The 15,001-nt window shown below is 63.1% G+C and carries 23 protein-coding genes; 13 read left to right on the forward strand and 10 right to left on the reverse strand.

The window, feature by feature from the left end; genetic code table 11:
- Positions 1-38 precede the first annotated feature (38 nt).
- Positions 39-1,226, forward strand: coding sequence for a recombinase family protein (locus ACX80N_RS12310; protein ID WP_459339609.1), 1,188 nt, complete (start codon positions 39-41; stop codon positions 1,224-1,226).
- A 512-nt stretch (positions 1,227-1,738) separates the two neighbouring features.
- Positions 1,739-2,179, forward strand: a complete 441-nt coding sequence (locus tag ACX80N_RS12315; RefSeq protein ID WP_459339610.1) for a hypothetical protein — start codon at positions 1,739-1,741, stop codon at positions 2,177-2,179.
- A 10-nt stretch (positions 2,180-2,189) separates the two neighbouring features.
- Here ACX80N_RS12315 and ACX80N_RS12320 read toward each other — a convergent pair whose 3' ends face one another.
- A complete protein-coding gene (locus ACX80N_RS12320) occupies positions 2,190-2,336 on the reverse strand; it encodes a hypothetical protein (protein ID WP_459339611.1) in 147 nt (48 codons plus the stop codon).
- A gap of 62 nt (positions 2,337-2,398) precedes the next feature.
- Here ACX80N_RS12320 and ACX80N_RS12325 point away from each other — a divergent pair, with 62 nt between their 5' ends.
- The 3 genes from ACX80N_RS12325 (at position 2,399) to ACX80N_RS12335 (ending at position 4,262) form a co-directional block, all read left to right on the forward strand.
- Positions 2,399-2,878, forward strand: coding sequence for a hypothetical protein (locus tag ACX80N_RS12325; protein WP_459339612.1), 480 nt, complete (start codon positions 2,399-2,401; stop codon positions 2,876-2,878).
- Positions 2,879-3,086: 208 nt separating this feature from the next.
- The gene (locus tag ACX80N_RS12330) at positions 3,087-4,001 is read left to right on the forward strand and encodes a DNA/RNA non-specific endonuclease (protein WP_459339613.1); all 915 of its coding nucleotides are present in this window, start codon (positions 3,087-3,089) and stop codon (positions 3,999-4,001) included.
- 45 nt (positions 4,002-4,046) lie between these two features.
- Positions 4,047-4,262, forward strand: coding sequence for a hypothetical protein (locus ACX80N_RS12335; RefSeq protein ID WP_459339614.1), 216 nt, complete (start codon positions 4,047-4,049; stop codon positions 4,260-4,262).
- A gap of 300 nt (positions 4,263-4,562) precedes the next feature.
- Here the strand turns inward: ACX80N_RS12335 and ACX80N_RS12340 are convergent, their stop codons facing one another.
- Both ACX80N_RS12340 and ACX80N_RS12345 read right to left on the reverse strand, forming a co-directional pair.
- A complete protein-coding gene (locus tag ACX80N_RS12340; protein ID WP_459339615.1) occupies positions 4,563-5,183 on the reverse strand; it encodes a hypothetical protein in 621 nt (206 codons plus the stop codon).
- Between the two features lie 41 nt (positions 5,184-5,224).
- Positions 5,225-5,452 carry a hypothetical protein gene (locus ACX80N_RS12345; RefSeq protein WP_459339616.1) on the reverse strand — a complete coding sequence of 76 codons (228 nt, stop codon included), beginning with the start codon at positions 5,450-5,452 and terminating at the stop codon, positions 5,225-5,227.
- A gap of 37 nt (positions 5,453-5,489) precedes the next feature.
- On the opposite strand from ACX80N_RS12345, the gene ACX80N_RS12350 reads away from it, so the two are divergent.
- Positions 5,490-5,705: a hypothetical protein gene (locus tag ACX80N_RS12350; protein WP_459339617.1), complete on the forward strand. Its 216-nt coding sequence runs from the start codon at positions 5,490-5,492 to the stop codon at positions 5,703-5,705.
- Positions 5,706-5,725: 20 nt separating this feature from the next.
- On the opposite strand, the gene ACX80N_RS12355 is transcribed toward ACX80N_RS12350, so the two are convergent.
- From ACX80N_RS12355 to ACX80N_RS12365, 3 genes are all read right to left on the reverse strand, one after another.
- On the reverse strand, positions 5,726-6,169 hold the full coding sequence (locus ACX80N_RS12355) for a hypothetical protein (protein WP_459339618.1): 444 nt from the start codon (positions 6,167-6,169) through the stop codon (positions 5,726-5,728).
- Positions 6,170-6,295: 126 nt separating this feature from the next.
- Positions 6,296-6,571: a hypothetical protein gene (locus tag ACX80N_RS12360; protein WP_459339619.1), complete on the reverse strand. Its 276-nt coding sequence runs from the start codon at positions 6,569-6,571 to the stop codon at positions 6,296-6,298.
- 83 nt (positions 6,572-6,654) lie between these two features.
- Positions 6,655-7,314, reverse strand: coding sequence for a recombinase family protein (locus ACX80N_RS12365; RefSeq protein WP_459339620.1), 660 nt, complete (start codon positions 7,312-7,314; stop codon positions 6,655-6,657).
- 344 nt (positions 7,315-7,658) lie between these two features.
- On the opposite strand from ACX80N_RS12365, the gene ACX80N_RS12370 reads away from it, so the two are divergent.
- Positions 7,659-8,219, forward strand: coding sequence for a hypothetical protein (locus ACX80N_RS12370; protein WP_459339621.1), 561 nt, complete (start codon positions 7,659-7,661; stop codon positions 8,217-8,219).
- Between the two features lie 69 nt (positions 8,220-8,288).
- On the opposite strand, the gene ACX80N_RS12375 is transcribed toward ACX80N_RS12370, so the two are convergent.
- The 4 genes from ACX80N_RS12375 to ACX80N_RS12390 all read right to left on the reverse strand — a co-directional run bounded on the left by ACX80N_RS12375 (position 8,289) and on the right by ACX80N_RS12390 (position 10,855).
- Positions 8,289-8,897, reverse strand: coding sequence for a hypothetical protein (locus ACX80N_RS12375; protein WP_459339622.1), 609 nt, complete (start codon positions 8,895-8,897; stop codon positions 8,289-8,291).
- A 408-nt stretch (positions 8,898-9,305) separates the two neighbouring features.
- A complete protein-coding gene (locus ACX80N_RS12380) occupies positions 9,306-9,827 on the reverse strand; it encodes a DUF1643 domain-containing protein (protein WP_459339623.1) in 522 nt (173 codons plus the stop codon).
- Positions 9,828-10,000: 173 nt separating this feature from the next.
- Complete coding sequence (locus tag ACX80N_RS12385) at positions 10,001-10,300, reverse strand: hypothetical protein (protein WP_459339624.1); 300 nt, start codon at positions 10,298-10,300, stop codon at positions 10,001-10,003.
- Between the two features lie 264 nt (positions 10,301-10,564).
- Positions 10,565-10,855 carry a hypothetical protein gene (locus ACX80N_RS12390; RefSeq protein ID WP_459339625.1) on the reverse strand — a complete coding sequence of 97 codons (291 nt, stop codon included), beginning with the start codon at positions 10,853-10,855 and terminating at the stop codon, positions 10,565-10,567.
- 1,205 nt (positions 10,856-12,060) lie between these two features.
- Between ACX80N_RS12390 and ACX80N_RS12395 the strand changes: the two genes are divergently transcribed.
- The 6 genes from ACX80N_RS12395 to ACX80N_RS12420 all read left to right on the forward strand — a co-directional run bounded on the left by ACX80N_RS12395 (position 12,061) and on the right by ACX80N_RS12420 (position 14,970).
- On the forward strand, positions 12,061-12,363 hold the full coding sequence (locus ACX80N_RS12395) for a helix-turn-helix domain-containing protein (protein ID WP_459339626.1): 303 nt from the start codon (positions 12,061-12,063) through the stop codon (positions 12,361-12,363).
- A complete protein-coding gene (locus tag ACX80N_RS12400) occupies positions 12,363-12,560 on the forward strand; it encodes a hypothetical protein (protein WP_459339627.1) in 198 nt (65 codons plus the stop codon). Before ACX80N_RS12395 ends, ACX80N_RS12400 begins: the two co-directional genes overlap by 1 nt.
- On the forward strand, positions 12,557-12,703 hold the full coding sequence (locus tag ACX80N_RS12405; RefSeq protein ID WP_459339628.1) for a hypothetical protein: 147 nt from the start codon (positions 12,557-12,559) through the stop codon (positions 12,701-12,703). The genes ACX80N_RS12400 and ACX80N_RS12405 overlap by 4 nt, the downstream gene beginning before the upstream one ends.
- 47 nt (positions 12,704-12,750) lie before the next feature.
- The gene (locus tag ACX80N_RS12410; protein WP_459339629.1) at positions 12,751-12,957 is read left to right on the forward strand and encodes a hypothetical protein; all 207 of its coding nucleotides are present in this window, start codon (positions 12,751-12,753) and stop codon (positions 12,955-12,957) included.
- 83 nt (positions 12,958-13,040) lie between these two features.
- Positions 13,041-13,259 (forward strand): hypothetical protein, encoded by a 219-nt coding sequence (locus ACX80N_RS12415; RefSeq protein WP_459339630.1) that lies wholly within the window; start codon positions 13,041-13,043, stop codon positions 13,257-13,259.
- Positions 13,260-14,652: 1,393 nt separating this feature from the next.
- On the forward strand, positions 14,653-14,970 hold the full coding sequence (locus ACX80N_RS12420) for a hypothetical protein (RefSeq protein WP_459339631.1): 318 nt from the start codon (positions 14,653-14,655) through the stop codon (positions 14,968-14,970).
- Positions 14,971-15,001 lie beyond the last annotated feature (31 nt).

The raw sequence follows: 15,001 nt of genomic DNA on the forward strand, positions 1-15,001 counted from the left end.
GGTGCCTCTGACCTTGATCTTCTCTCTATGGTTGGTCCATGCAGAAACGGGCCGTCATCTACACGCGCATCTCCAAGGATCTAGAGGGTCTGGGCCTGGGTGTGGCCCGCCAACTCGCTGACTGCCGCGACTACGCGAACAGAAATGGATACGAGATTGTAGAGGAGCTTGAGGACAACGACATTTCGGCCTCTGGTTTGGCGAAGCGGCCCTCCTACCTGAAGCTCCGTGAACTCATGTCAGATCGGGCGGTGGATGTCGTTCTCGTCTACGCGCTGGACCGCCTAACTCGCAATATGCGGGAGCTCATTGAGTACATCGAGCTCTCGCAAGAGACGGACACAGCCATCGAGTCAGTCGTCGCTGGGAAGGTTGACCTTGCCTCTGCGGATGGACGCATGTTTGCAACAATTCTTGGAGCCTTCGGTGCGGCCGAACGAGAGAAAACTTCGGAACGCCTGCTGCGCAAGGCCAGAGCAAATGCAGAAGAGGGACAGTGGCCCGGGCAGCGCGTATACGGCTACAGGAAGGACGCTTCCATAGTTCCCGAGGAAGCTGAAGTGATCAGAGAGATCGCGCAGAGAGTACTAGCAGGCGAAGGGCTCAATGCGATTGCCAGCTCCCTCAACGGACGCAAGATACCCACACTAAAAGGCGCCGGCTGGAGAGCACCGACCATCGTGGGAATCGCTCGCTCCGCGCGCATTGCAGGTCACCGCGAGCATCGCGGGGTCATAACCAAGCGAGGTGCGTGGGACGCTATCGTCGACGACGAGACTTCAATCCTGCTGCGCAAGAAGCTTGCTAAGGGCCGAGCCGAAGGCCGAGCTGTTGGGGGCCCACGGAAGCATCTTCTTACCGGTCTGCTCATTTGTGGCAACTGCGGGGCACCAATGCAGCGAGGTCTAGCTGGCAAGACACGTGTCCCCAATTACAGGTGTGCGAAAAATGAAGGAAGCCGAAGCTGCGGCAAAATCTCGATCAACTTGCTGTCGACAGAGGAGTTTATTTCTGCTGCCTTGTTCGCCGCATTCGATCGCGTCGGTGAAGAGGAGAACGATCCTGGTGAGGCAGAGCGTGCACTGTACGTCTCCGAGAGTAAGCGCCTAGAAGAACGGAAAAACGCCCTGGCAACGATGTACGGACTCGGCCACATAGACGAAGACGAGTGGCTGGTGGCTTCGAGAGCGGTCAAAGAGCAACTTCAGGCCCTGCCGTCACCCTGAGCGAAACCCACCCGGCAACGCGCGACCGGGTCTGAGCTTGCCGCGGCTTGGCCTTCAATGGAGACGTCGATCAAACGAGCTCTGCTCGACCAAGTCTTCGTAAAAATCACGGTGATGCCCCGTCGTATCGTGACCGGCGCGAAGGTCTGGGACTCAGAGCGACTAGTGCCAGAATGGCGGATCTAGGCAGCTGCCCGCGTTGAACTCCGGGTTGAACGGTCTATCGCAGCAAGGGCGCTGGAATGTGATTGCACGTGTGTAATTACAGGCGGAAATCCCTGAGAAATCCTGGTTGAGTGAACCCATGTGGAAGCGGCATCAGTAGCGGGGGATGTTGAGGGCCCGGTCATCTAGTTGACGACCTGCGCGAAAGAGTAAGGGGCAGAGACCATGGACCTCATGTGTGCGGCGTCCAGGGGAACCCTCCCCGCGCTCGGTACGATGAGCTGACTGCCGGCCGCAGGGACCCCCGAAGGCTTGACCTGCAGCCGAGCAACCCTATTAGGGGAATTGTGAGAAGTACGCCTGTCTATGCCCTGTCCGCCATCGCCCTGATGCTTCTCACCGGGTGCAGCACGCCGGCCAGTGGGGCCGACTCTCCCGGCAGCGAGCAGGCGTCGCCTGCGGCCGCCGTGGAAACGGCAGCACCGGTCGAGACCACCGCGCCCGTGCCGGACCCGACGACCTTCCCCATTTCGGGCGACTACGCAGCTGATCTCGCCGCAGTGCGCTCCCAGCCGGATCCGGATGGCAGCTTCCGTGCGTTCCTAGCCAGGCAGGTCTGCGAACGGGATATGGACTCTCCGCCACCGGTCACCTGGACCCGCGACATCACGCTGATTCTCAACCAGTCGGGGATCACCCCGGACCTGTTGCGCCTTACGGCAGCCTATGATTGCCCGGATCGCTCGATCAGGCTGAATTCCCTGCTGCAGGAGCTGGAGCCGCGCTGACCGTCGGGTCCTAGTGGCCCTCGGCCGCGGTAGCCTCTGCAGCCTCCTCCGCCGGCTTCTCCTCGGTGCTGCCATCAACCTCGGGGATGAGCGCCTTCACGGCGTCGGACTCGTCGGACTGCACGACGACGTCGACGCGGTGGTTGGCCCTTCGCATCCTCACGCCCTGACAGGTACCTGACCGACGAGCACGGCAACCGCGTCTCGGAGATCGTCCCCATGCGGATCCCGGCCCCCGCGACCTACGCGGCCATCAACACGATGGTCACCGTGGCCCGGTACGCGGCAAGCCTGATCGGTACCGAGCTAGTGGAGTTCGACCCTGACGGCAACCCCGTCGCCCGCCCTCTGGAAGCGGAGGAAAGCGCCGTGGTCGTCCCTCACAACGCGCAGACGAGCACGATCCTGGCGGTCCTCAGCGACGAGCTGCACGTCTACGGAATAACGGTCGACACCGCCGACAGTCTGCAGGGAGCGCAATGGCACGCCGTCGTCGCCCTGGACCCGTTCGTGGGCTACAGCCGGGCATCCCCGCATCAGCTTTCCCCGCGGCGCCTGTGCGTCATGGCCTCACGTCACATGACGCACCTGACGTGGATCCATGACGGCGCCTGGGAGGACGCGCTGGAGATCGCCGCCTACGAGGACAAGGACGCCGAGCTCGGGCTGAAAGTCCGCAAGGCGCTGACCGCCGTCTAGGGCTCATCGGGCCCGATTCAGCCAGGGGTGCACTGCACTGTCAGATGCAATGTACCCCTGGCCCTGCTCTGTTACAGGAGCAACCCAAGCACCCTGGCTTCCCCCTGGTATCAATGCGATCCTCGGTCGAAGTGGCGCCGGACCAACAGCGGCCATACCGTGATCGCGTCTTCATCGGACCGTCACCTACCGCTGGTAGCTTCGCCAGATGGACGCCACACTGCCTACGCCTCAGATCGTGCACACAGCCACGGCCGCCATCCTCTCTGACCGCAAAGGCTTCGACGAGCAGTTCCTCGGCCTCCCGGTGCCCGTGCCGACGCTGGACGACGTCGAGACGATGCTGCTCCCGTACACTCACTTCTCGGTGCTGATGCGCCCCGACAAGCGTCTGGCGGCCATCACAGCCCTCGGCATCGACGGGGCGAAGCTCATGGACCTGGACCGCTCCGGCATCGACTGGCGCCTGGATCCGCGGCTGCCGGAGGACCAGCAGACCGGTGAGAGGGTCTACGCCCGCAACGACATCGACCGCGGGCACCTCGTGCGCCGGGCCTCCGCCGTCTGGGGCGACACGCGCGCAGAAGCCCAGACCGCCAACGAGGACACGTTCCACTACACGAATGCCGCCCCGCAGGCGGCGAAGTTCAACCAGGGCCTCGAGCTGTGGCTGGGCCTGGAGTCGTATCTGCTGGAGAACGCCGCCGACAACGGCCGGCGGCTGATCGTCTTCACCGGTCCGGTCTTCAGCGACGTCGACCCCGTGTATCGGGGCGTGGAGATCCCGTTGCGGTTCTTCAAGGTCGCCGTGTTCCTGCAGGAGGGCTCCCTCGCGGCCACGGGCTACGTCGTGGACCAGACGCCACAGCTGGGTGACCTGCCGGACGTGCCGCGCCCCGGTGCTGTCGATGACGGGGGCGCTCCCCCGCTGGGTCCGTTCCGGACCTTCCAGGTGCCGATCCGGGACATCGCCGCGCTGACCGGCCTGGACATCGCCCAGCTCATCGTCGTGGACCGGATGCCGATCGCCGCAGCGCTACCGAGCGCCCGGGTCACGTCGACGTGGCGTGAGCTCGCCACCCCGGAATGCCTGGACCTGGACTTCGACCTCAGGAGCTCGTAGTCCAGCTACGACTGAGGTGCGGCAACAACGAGGCGCCCTGCCGATATGATCAGCGCGGAGAAGGGGGTCGTCGTGGCGAAGAACACGGGCAGGGGTACGCGGGTCGGGCTGATCAAGGATCGGTACCAGAAGCAGAACACGAAGAGTGGGCTTTGGGAGAAGTACGACAAAAAGGGCAACTACGTCGGGACGAAGAAGACCGGAGACCCCTTCAAGAGCATCGTGCGGCTTATCGGCCGCAACCCAAAACGCATCAAATGACTACCGGGCGCATCCGGGTGCCTGACAGAGGCGCCCGGCACAAGCTGGTTTAGGATGCGTGCATGGCATGTACATCCTGTGGGTTCGACGGACATAACAGCCGGACCTGTTCCGGCCCCCACTGGCCTTGCCCTACGTGCGGCAAGCCGACGGCTAACATGACTGACCACTCTGAACGCCACGACAGCGCTTTCTGTTCGTTCTTCACCTCTCCAGGGTGCTGGGGCACTCCCACACCTGTCTGAACCGCGGCCGTCGCCAGGAATCACCACCCGGCGATTTATCTCCTCTGCCCGGCGGTCAAGCAGGCGGCGCCACTGGCTCAATGACCATGTAGTCGACATCCACCTGCACGCCGATTGCCGTTCCGCCGGCCAGCGACCCGTGCACCGCTCGCCCTACGGGCGCAAGCGCGGAGGAGAGGCTCTTTTTCGCCCCGACCCGGACTTCCTGCTCAGGGAGATTCTTGAGGGCGGCTTTGATTTTGGACTGGTACTTGAGGGCGTCCTCGAAGCCGGCCGACGGTAGGCCCATCGGGTGTGCGACCAGGACGAGTGCGAAGACGGAGGCCGGGCGCCCCTTGAGGAGCGTGAAGGCTTTCGCAATGTCGCTCTCGACTTCACGCTTGTACTTGCGGACGTCTGCGCGATCTGGAGTGACTACGTCGAAGGTGTACAGCGCTTTGGCCTCAATCAGCGCCAGCGGCGCTCCGTGCAGGTCCAGAATCGCCAGGTCGGTGTACTTCCATTCGCGGGTAACGACCAGGTCGGGCAGCTTCGTGAAGAGGCTCCAAGCAAGTCGGTCGCGCAGGGGCTGTTCAACCTTCGAGGTCAGTGCCAGGTAGGCGAGCTCGCCGGGTGCGAAGGACGCGGCGGCGTCTTCCAGAGCTTGTGCCAGGTATTCGGCGGTGATGTCGACCATGAGCCCATCATCACAGGCGGACCATGGCTCGTGTGCCACTCCTAGTCGCGCCACCAGCGTTCAACCTTCGGCAAGTCAGGGTCCTCGCCTGGCTCGGCGTCGATCGCGTCCGCAAGGCACTCCTTCTCTTCCGTCGTGAGCTGAGCCCACGTGTGGTGGCTGATGTAGAGCGACAGGGAGGCCAGCGTCTCGCGCTGCACCGTGGTGACCGTTCTGAGCGGCGCATCGGGCAGCGGCAGATGGTCGACCTCGAAGAAGCTGCTGCCCAAGAAGGGTGGAGACGGACGTGTACTCGCGACCGAGCTGATGATGGTCAACCAGGCCATCGCCAACGCCATCCGCACCAACGAGCTCGGCAGCATTCAAGGCCAACTCAACAACGCGGAGACCGGCTCGATCCCCTTCGAGGTCAGCCCGGCGCAACTGCACCTGGACGGGCTGCTCAACGAGTCCGTCGGCAGGCAGAACGAGATCCGCAAGGACTTCTTCATGCGCGCCGTAGCCACCGGCCGCCGCCGGTAAGTCGCCTCTGGGGAATCGGCCTAGCGGTGGGTCGGGCCGGTCTTGAAGGACACGATCTCCCCACCCAGAATCTCCTTCATCGCCGCCACTTCCTCTTCAGTGGAGCGCACCATCCAGTTCTCCCCCTGAAGCCAGGTCCATGTCGACTCGATCGACTGGACATTGCTCTTTTCGGTGAAGTCGTCGCGGTACTTCTCGAGCTTGTCGGAGTCAGAAACGACGTCGATCATGCTACTGCCGTCGCATTCAATGGTGCCGCCACCGTATCCGTTGGGGCCTCGGTCCCTCCAGTCCTCGCAATCCCCGCCGGCCTCGATGTAGGCGGCTCGAAGCTCGCCGACGTTCGTGTACGGCCCGCCGTCGGGCTTGATGCTGGACGTCGGCTCCGGCGCACCGCAGCCGGTCAGAACCAGTCCTGCCAGGAGCGTCAGCGCGGTTGCCAGAGATGTGTTCGATGCGGTCATGGTTCCCCCGGTAGCGGTGACCCCAGCGGTCACTGGACGAGATTCTTCCACAGGCGCGGTGCTCCCGGACGGGTGGCTGATTCGAGCGTGGTGCCACCGCCGAGCGTGTTCGGCGGTGGCTCACGTTCAGGACATCGAGCCGACACTGACGATTACTTCCAGCGGAGCCACCTCGTGGATCTCCGCCCCGTATCCTTCGGTGCGGCGAGACTTCCACCGCCGTTCGGGATCGAGCCCCTCCTCGAACCACCGCTGACGTCCGCTCAGGAACCGCTCGGCAGCCCTCTTCGCCTCCTCGCGAGTGTCGTGCCACTCCTCAAGGTCCTCCATCGCGTACACGACCGCGCCGACCTCCGTCGTGCCACCGATGCGGAGCTTGTATCTTCTCTTCATGTGAATCATGACCTTCCTGGCTCCACGGACCATCCGCTGCCAGGGCCATCGTGTGCAGGACCCGTATCGCAGGTGTGGGACGGTGCACCGTGTCACTTCCGGGCTGGCAGCTTCTTCCTCGCCGCGTACTGGGACCGGCCTCGCCCGTGGACGACCTCACCCTTCTTGGGCTCCACATCGGCTCCGAACTGCTTCAGGTAGCGGTAGGCGGTGGCCCGGCTCCAGCCGACGGCTTCGGCCGCATCCTTCATCGTGGCGTCCTCAGCGAGCAGCTGGCGGACGACCTTCACCTTCCGCTCTACGGACTCGGGCTTCGGGGCCGGCTTGCCGAACTGGACGCCGCGGGCCTTGGCCGCCATGACGCCGGCGCGGACGCGTTCGTTGATGAGCTCCCGCTCGAACTCGGCCAGTGTGGCGAAGAGGTGGAGCTGGAGTCGGCCCTGAGCCGTGCTCGGGTCTACGCCATCCATGATCGACTGCAGCTCGATGCCCCGCTCGAGGATGTCATTGACCGTGTTCACGACGTCGACGAGGGATCTCCCCAGGCGGTCGATCCTCCAGACCAGGATCCGGTCACCCTCCCGGGCGTACTCGAGCAGGCGTTTCATCTCCGGTCGTTCGCGTGCCGATTTCGCACCGGACATCTCGTCGACGAAGATGCGCTTCCGATCGACACCTGCCTCAACCAGGGCCTCCACCTGCATGCTCGCGTTCTGGTCGGTCGTACTGATCCTCGCGTAGCCCAGCAGCATTCTGTCTACCTCGCCTTGTGCCTCATGTCTCCTTAAGGACTTTCGAGATCCCGCAGTGAGACGGTGTTAGTGAGACACTTACCACCCCGTAATGACAGTCCTGGCGCGGAATCCAGCGCATCCTCCTTAGCTAGAGTTCGTGAGACGGGTGGCGATTGCGCTGATGTCAGTGACGGCAAGGTGGAAGCACAGCCGCCGTCCCGGCTCCCGTCATAGTCAGCGAAGGTATCGCCCGGAGTCGGTCCCTCACATACGGTGCTCGAATGGGACTACTTGATGACGCTGCCGCACTTCGGAGAAAGCTGGCTGTCCAGGCAGCTGCAGACGCTGAAGCTCTAAGAGCCATGGACGACCCGTTCTCGGCGGACTGGTCCAAAGAGCTTGTCGTCATGCTGCTGGAGCGCGACATCACCCCTCTCCCGCTGTACGTCGAAGATGGAGAGCGAACCAAGTTCAAGATGACACTGGATGGAAGCGCGAGGGGCTTCGGCTGGGAAGCTATGCAGCGTTGTTCCTACTGGCGTGATGTTTGGGCGCTGTCTGGGTCCGAGGATTCCGGTGGCGATTATGGCCCCCATTCGGTCGACGTCCTCCTCGACGCTTTCGGATCGGTCTGGATAAGTTACGGAAAATTCTTGACCCTGGAGCACCTATCGAAGGGCGAGGTGGACGGCTGGCGGTTGTCCCTGGAGAACGGCTGCTACATCGAGTATCCGGACGTCAGCCCGGAAGACCGAGGCATGTTCTTCCTCGGACAGAAGCCGAGGCCGGCGGTACACACCTGGGAGAGCGGGGACAGATTGCGGTCCGCGGTCGGCGTTCCGGTCGCCGCGGCGCTCCAGGCCGCTACGTCTCAGCAAAGCGGATGGATCCGCGGCCTGGGATGGTGGCGGACCCAGCACTGAACTGCCCGCGAGGAAGGGCTGCTCGAATGTCCGGACGGCAGAGTTCGTGAGACGCGGTGCGCTGCAGCTTCACGATGGACATGCCTCCAGCTTCGTGACGAGTGTCTCTGCGTTCCCATAATCGGCGACGCCCACTGCCAGATCCTTCTGCGCGTCTGCCCACAGCTGGTATGCCTCGACCGTCTTCTCCATGGTCAGCGGCGTTCGCTCAGGAGTCAGCCCCACCGTGAGAACCTCACTGGCAACGTCCGAGTAACCGTCGATCCTGTCCTGGATCTTGAAGAACGCCAGTGTGGTGGTCCGGACGCAGTCTGGCTCAGCACCGGTCGAAGCGACGGCGCGGCCCGCCAGAGTCTGTAAGTTCGGCATTAGTTCTGAGTCCGGTGTGCCCGAAGCCAGGATGGCCAGCACCAGGACGTGGTTGGCACGATCCCGCTCCGTGCCCTCAAGCCCGACGCCCCGCAGCTGCCGGTCGGCCAAGCGATAGGCCTCGTTCCGGCATGACCTCTCAGCGGGCTGCTCGTCGCAGTTCGCGGCGACCCAGTCGTCCGACACCCAGGAGCCTCCGAAGTTGTGCGCGAAGATGCCGACTGTGGCGGCGAGGAACACAAGCCCGCCGGCCAGCCCTGCGAACCACCAGCTCTTGATGAAATCGATGACGGCATGCTCTGTCTCCACGAGGCTCCTTCGGGGATAGTTCTCCTCCAAAGACGGTAGGCAGACAATAATGGCAACTTTCAAGGGTTTGTCCCTGACAGCAAGAAGGACCGCCCGGAATCCGGACGGCCCTTCAGGTCAGCTCCCCAGGATCAGGGGTCTCCCTATCTCTCACTGCACTGGTGACCTAGGACCAGTGCAGCTACCCGTCAGGTTCAACCGCAGTGATAGCCAGGTGGGTTCGGCGGCCCCAACTTGTGCTGGTTGATCTGCCCTTCGTCCTGCCCAACATCTACCGTTCCAAAGTGCGCTGTCCGAGAATCGAAACCCGCATGCTTGCGCAGTACCTTCAGCCCTGCCGGCCTTCCAACCGGCTTCGTTTCTTCCTCTAAGACACCACGTGTGCGGCGCCCCGAGAAAGTCTCACCACTACCCGAGGTCGACCACCGATGCTGCCCACTGGTCAGGGGTCCAGTCCATCAGTGCCGCGTCCCGGGGCAGGTATAGCGGATGCCACGGGTGGCCGTCCTTCGTCTTCTTCCAGGTCTTGAGCGTGACGTTCCGAGCCGCCGCCATCTTGTGGACCGTCCTGGCCCTTTCGACGGCGAAAGGCTCGGCTCCCCAGGCTGCGACCATGTAGCTGCCGCTCAGGGACTCCATGCACGCGGTCAGGATCTCGTCGTTCCGGGGCCCGATGGGATCTGCGTGGGGGCGGAGACCGCGGGGGTCGGTAGAGCGCAGCGCGAAGAGGTTCACCACCTTGAGTCCGTCGTAGCCCAACCCTCGGGCGAAGCCGATGCAGCGGCGGATGGTTGGGTCGTCCTCGAGTCCATCGGCCGTCGACGGGTTGAGCATCAGCAGGTGGAGGATGCGGGTCGAAGCCTCGTCCTCACCCCAATGCCGGTCGAGGGAGTAGCGGTAGTCCCCATCGATGTGGGCGGTTCGTCTCATACGGGACATCCTGCCTCGTGCGGCGCGGCGCTCATTCCATCGTCCGCAGAAAAGCTCTCCGCGTCCTTCGAATGCACCGTCCACCCGTCGCCGAACACCAACCAGTCGTCGGGTTGAATTTCAGGCACGACTCGGTCGAAGACCTCTTCGCCGTCGCGGTGATTCTGAACGGCTCAAATCGCGTCATCCGCCGATGATTCTTCCACTGCGCTATCGATGAACACCCGATCAACTTTATAGTTAAGCAAAGCCTCTCGTGCTGAACATTCCTCATTCAACGAGTGCGGGTGCACCAGACGCAACCTCGGATCGATAGCGCCTTTCATCGCGACCGGCCGCCCAGACAGACAAGCGATTAGATGCAGCAGATCGAGAACATCTCCGACCGTCTCGTCATGCGCGATATGAGCCCTCAAGTTAGCTCCCACCATTTCGTTCTCCAGCTCGGCCAGATAGTCGCTAGCTGAATCCATTTCGATCTCCCTCGTCCTCCTTAGCCGGCCAGCGAAACGGTGCAGACTGACGCACTGCTTGCCTCTGGCGAGTCCAATAAGCATTTGCTTCCCGCAAATGCAGATGTGTGCGGCACAATCATCGGAGCTCTTCACTGCTCGTGCAGCAATGCGCCTTACAGGAATACGGGATTTCTCGGCCCTGATGCACTCCAGCGGCACGAATGGCCGCGGGGCACAACTTGCGGACAAGTGAGGGCACATCCAGCGGATCGCGGTCTCTCGCTATCGCACATGGCAGTAGCGGTTCGCAGTACAGCTGGAGTGTCCCGCATCAGCGTTGGCGAGCGCATAACGTTCCTGCTCGGCCTGTTTGCGCAGAGCTTTGATGACGGCATTGTCTTCGAGCGGGTACGCGTCCTTCGAGCCTGTGAGGTCGCTGGCGACGTTGACAACTTTTTGAGAAAACCGTTGGTCAGCGCCAGTACGTTTCCAGCCTTGCGTGATAAGTCTCGGGAGCAAATCGATTCGCTCATGCGGCCGCTCAGGACGTCCCTCAAATGAGTCGTTAGTCAAGCCGAGTCCTGTCTGCTGCTAACCCTATAGCGATGCGGCCGTCCCGTTACGCACCTCTGAGCAGCCTCCAAATTAGCCATGTCTACGCACTCCGCTGAGAACCCAGATCGACCGATCTAATCGCTCCGTATCCACAGCGCGCACTCGCTGTTCGCCTCCTACCCGGCAGAATTTGGGTTTGGTCACACAAGGCGGGCAGGAGGGTCGCCTCAGAATTAGCCTACTTCCAGCGGCATAGCTCGGCACAAGAATCCCAGTGCTGGCTGTGACCGTAGTGCAGTAATACCTGCGGGGGTGCCGATGACGAGAAGACCCGCCTGTGTGTCCTGCCGAATTCGGTGCTGGTGCGCGGCACAAATATTAGTCATCAGGTCGTTGAACGGTACGTCTACGTCTCGAACGATCAGAAATCCAGGACGGCGCGACATGACGTGCTGGAAAGCCGGTGTGTCAAGCGTCAAGTATGTAGCCGACACTTCCTCCAGTGGCCATCCAGCGTCCCGGATGAGCTCGCGTGCTACATCCATAAGCATTCCTGTCGCGGCCTCACTGTCGGAGATGGCCAGGGTCAGCAGTGTTGGTGTCCCTGACCCAATCGCAAGGTCATAAGCGAAGTCCTTTGACCATGCCGTTAGTTCGTCCACCGGCCCTCCAATCGATGACGGCCAAGAAATGTGTTGCGAAGCCAACTGAACCGGCTCGTTTTGATCTTAGGCTCGGACGGCAGACCTGCGAGAGCACCAGCGCGGAGAACCCGGCTCAGCCTGAAAGAAAAGCTGATGAAGAGGGACGGAGGTGTAGATTCCAAAAGCCGCCCTACCGAGCGGTGCAGAGACTCGACGCCTACCTGGGCCCCACCTCGGTTGCGCGGCCCAGGTATTTAGGTCTGACTGGTCAAGCGACGTGGTTTACTGCTTACCCCGGTCCGGGCCACCTCATCGCCCCGCGCTCACGCTGTCGCACACCCAGCGTGATGATCACCAGCCATGTTGTCACGAGCAGGGTGCCCACAATGAAGAGCACCCCGTCGGCGACAGCCCTCCGACCGTCGGCCAAGCTAATGAGCGGGGGGTGGTGGTGTACAACTCGACGAACAGCACGCAGAGCTGAGCGGATCTGCCATTCAGGTACGGGTCGGGCTTCTTCGCCATGCCGCAGCCTCTCACCCCTGGCTGTCTCGAGCCGGCGTCAGGCAGGATGGATCCATGATCGACTCCCCTGGGCACGTGAGGCCCATCGAGCCGGCGAGCATCAAGACGCTGCGCTTCCTCACTCTGCGCCAGGCAGCGCAGGAGTTGGCGACGACGGAGACCACCATTCGTGCGCTCATCCGGCGCGGGGAACTCCCCGCCATCCAAGTCGGCGGCCGCGGCCAGTGGCGCATCGAACGCGTGAAGCTCGAGGAGTACATCACCGCCGCGTACGCTCGCGCCGCCGACGACATCAAGCGCGGTGACCTCGCAGCTGATGCTGATGCCCCGGGTGACGGCGAACCAGGCGACAACTAATGGACGGCTTCGACATCGTCTACTCGGTCCAGTTCTTCGGTGGGTGCGCCCTGATCATCACCGGCGCGCTGTGGTCGATACGGAATCCGCGGGCTAGGGGCGAGCCGCTCACTGGACTTCGCCGTCGGATGATGGTGCTGTTCCTGATGGGCGCCCTGCTCGTGATCAACGGCTTCTTCGGATTCGCGCGGCCGTGACGTCACGACAGCGCACCTGGATGATCGCCGGTCTCGTGCTCGCCGTCCTAGCCGGCGTCGCGGTCGCAATCCTTCAGGCCACGGGAAGTATCAGCGACCCGGGCACACTCGTGTGCGACTTCATGCGTGGCTGCGACCCGTAGCGCCTGCGCACTGACTGCCGCTTTGGTGCGCGCGTAGACTCACCGGCATGTGGCGAGCGACAGGCGTGAAGCAGATCATCATCGGGCACGTCATTGCCTGGGTCGGCGCCGTCGCGTTCATGGCCCTGTTCATCGGTGACGCCTTCGACTGGGCAGTGCTTCCCTTCGTGATCGTGATACCCCTCGCTGTCGCCGCCGTCATCCGAGTGATGCTCCTCCGCCGGAGCCAGCGGGAGACATCCGCTCGGCGCTGACCTACGGGCGTTCGCCGACGCACTCTCTGTCGTAGGCCTGGTGTCCCCGACAGTCGGATCAGTCGTGCGGTTTACGGTGAGGCATGAGCAACCCGGACGAGTATCGGAACCTGCCGCCGAAGATGAAGCGCTTGGCGCTGTGGACCCTTCTGCTGTTCGTGGGCGCGATGGTCGGGACGGAGATCCTTCGACCGGTGCTCGGCTTCTGGTTCACCGCACTCGTGCTCGCACCGATCATGGTCGCGGTGCTCTTCCCCCTGGGTCGTGCTGCTCGGAAGGAACGCGACGACCTGCAGCGGTGAACGACCAGCGGCCGGCGATCGCCGCACTCCACGACTCGAGTACCAATCCCCGCTGTCCGTTCCGGCCCGCTCGTCGGGTCGGTGTGTTGGTCCGGCGATAGCCGTGGTCGTTGAGGACGAGCGAGCTGCGGGTCGGTGACGGGTGTGCGAGTGTGGCGGCGGGTGGAGGGGCATATTAAGAAGACTCGGGCCTTCGGCCCTCATCCTTGGTGGATCCCGTTGTGGGGACCGTCATGGTTCTCGATGTGTCTGCGTCTCCCGTTGTGAAAATCTTTGTGTCGTCAAACTCCTCGGGCGCTGCGCGCCCTTCGGGCTGACTCATTTCATCCTCGGATGCGTGGCGGCGGCGGGCCGCCGCGCTGCGCGCGTGATTTCCAGTTGGTGACCTGACTATGTATCAGGGCGGTGCGCGCCAGGTACTCGTCTCCCGCGGCGGCTGCGTGTCCTCTCGTTCGCTGCGCTCTCTTCCGGCCACCGCATCCTCGTCTGCGCGGGTGCAACACCTCGGCCGTGCAGGCGGCTGCGCCGCGGGACCGTGGGACATCTGTCGGTGTATCGACTCTCGTCCAGTGATGCCCTGCGGGCGGCGGAATGCTTCCCGATCCGTCATGGTGGACAGCTCGTTGGGCGCGGTGCTGCCCATCATGTGTTCCAGTCTCTGGCTGCGCCGTCGCCTCTATGCTTCCCTTCATGCTGCGCTGTGTGTTGCGCATCATGTGTGTCAACGGCTGCGCCGCGGTGCGCTTTGCACACGCCGATGGTCGAAGGCCGGACTTGAATCCGCTGAGCGGAGCAGACTGCATCGAGGATCGACATGATGCACAGTCCGGCAACGTCACGGTGAGCATTCTGCCTACCTCTGTGGCTCTTCCAGCCGCGCGCGGCGCTGGTCTTCATGAGTGCCACCACGGTTCAGCCGAGGATGTACCACTCGTCCCACCCACTGCCGCGCGCAGCGCATCCCGCGAAGCGGTCACTGTGCTGACGAGCAATAGCCAGCCATTTATGAAGGCCCGCTGCAGGCGCAATGTCTGGATCCCTTGGACCGATGCCCCGACACGCGCGCCGCACGAAGTGCAGAGCGCCCCCACGCACCGCGAGGGGAATTCCTTCGCAGAATCTGATCGGCCGGGACGAAGTGCCGCACACAGAATGGTTGACGGGAAGCGTCGCAGAATGGGTCCCCCAAACCGCACAAGCACCACTGAAATGCCAGGGCTACGCCCCGTGTCGAAGACACCATCGAAAGCGTAGAGAAGCCCGGGCACGGTTTCGATACCTGCGGTGGGCGATTAGGGCCTGATCCCAGCGGGATCTCCGACGGCTGGATCGCCCTAATCTGCGGCCTCGGGTCGCACAGGGGTGCGGCCCAAGTCTCCGCATGTTTCCTTGCATGGGACACGTCATCTACCACTTCGCGCGTACCAGCGGAATCGAAACCAACCCGACCACCTTCAGCCAGCGGGCCGCAACCTTCGCCTCGGCCATCGCGACATCGGGCCACGCCACGCTGCTCACCCGCTCACTTCCCCTACACGCAGTCCCTGCTTACAACGGCCCCACGTACCGCGGCACGGTCATCGGCGCGAACTCGGTGAAGTTCGACTTCGGCGTCATCGAGCAGTTTCGCCCGATCACCCCCATGGACTACCGCATCATCGACATCTTCTCGGTCGGCGAGCTCCAGCGCCGCTGGGACCGTCCCGCCTAGGACGCGATACCCGCCAAGGCCAACGCCACAC

This window comes from Arthrobacter sp. MDT2-16, assembly GCF_054510925.1.

Bases quoted from the DNA above. Each gene is read 5' to 3' on its own strand.
- ACX80N_RS12310 (WP_459339609.1), top strand. From the start codon at position 39: ATGCAGAAACGGGCCGTCATCTACACGCGCATCTCCAAGGATCTAGAG.
- ACX80N_RS12320 (WP_459339611.1), bottom strand. From the start codon at position 2,336: ATGCGAAGGGCCAACCACCGCGTCGACGTCGTCGTGCAGTCCGACGAG.
- ACX80N_RS12325 (WP_459339612.1), top strand. From the start codon at position 2,399: ATGCGGATCCCGGCCCCCGCGACCTACGCGGCCATCAACACGATGGTC.
- ACX80N_RS12330 (WP_459339613.1), top strand. From the start codon at position 3,087: ATGGACGCCACACTGCCTACGCCTCAGATCGTGCACACAGCCACGGCC.
- ACX80N_RS12335 (WP_459339614.1), top strand. From the start codon at position 4,047: ATGATCAGCGCGGAGAAGGGGGTCGTCGTGGCGAAGAACACGGGCAGG.
- ACX80N_RS12340 (WP_459339615.1), bottom strand. From the start codon at position 5,183: ATGGTCGACATCACCGCCGAATACCTGGCACAAGCTCTGGAAGACGCC.
- ACX80N_RS12350 (WP_459339617.1), top strand. From the start codon at position 5,490: ATGATGGTCAACCAGGCCATCGCCAACGCCATCCGCACCAACGAGCTC.
- ACX80N_RS12355 (WP_459339618.1), bottom strand. From the start codon at position 6,169: ATGACCGCATCGAACACATCTCTGGCAACCGCGCTGACGCTCCTGGCA.
- ACX80N_RS12360 (WP_459339619.1), bottom strand. From the start codon at position 6,571: ATGATTCACATGAAGAGAAGATACAAGCTCCGCATCGGTGGCACGACG.
- ACX80N_RS12365 (WP_459339620.1), bottom strand. From the start codon at position 7,314: ATGCTGCTGGGCTACGCGAGGATCAGTACGACCGACCAGAACGCGAGC.
- ACX80N_RS12370 (WP_459339621.1), top strand. From the start codon at position 7,659: ATGGACGACCCGTTCTCGGCGGACTGGTCCAAAGAGCTTGTCGTCATG.
- ACX80N_RS12380 (WP_459339623.1), bottom strand. From the start codon at position 9,827: ATGAGACGAACCGCCCACATCGATGGGGACTACCGCTACTCCCTCGAC.
- ACX80N_RS12385 (WP_459339624.1), bottom strand. From the start codon at position 10,300: ATGGATTCAGCTAGCGACTATCTGGCCGAGCTGGAGAACGAAATGGTG.
- ACX80N_RS12395 (WP_459339626.1), top strand. From the start codon at position 12,061: ATGATCGACTCCCCTGGGCACGTGAGGCCCATCGAGCCGGCGAGCATC.
- ACX80N_RS12400 (WP_459339627.1), top strand. From the start codon at position 12,363: ATGGACGGCTTCGACATCGTCTACTCGGTCCAGTTCTTCGGTGGGTGC.
- ACX80N_RS12410 (WP_459339629.1), top strand. From the start codon at position 12,751: ATGTGGCGAGCGACAGGCGTGAAGCAGATCATCATCGGGCACGTCATT.
- ACX80N_RS12415 (WP_459339630.1), top strand. From the start codon at position 13,041: ATGAGCAACCCGGACGAGTATCGGAACCTGCCGCCGAAGATGAAGCGC.
- ACX80N_RS12420 (WP_459339631.1), top strand. From the start codon at position 14,653: ATGGGACACGTCATCTACCACTTCGCGCGTACCAGCGGAATCGAAACC.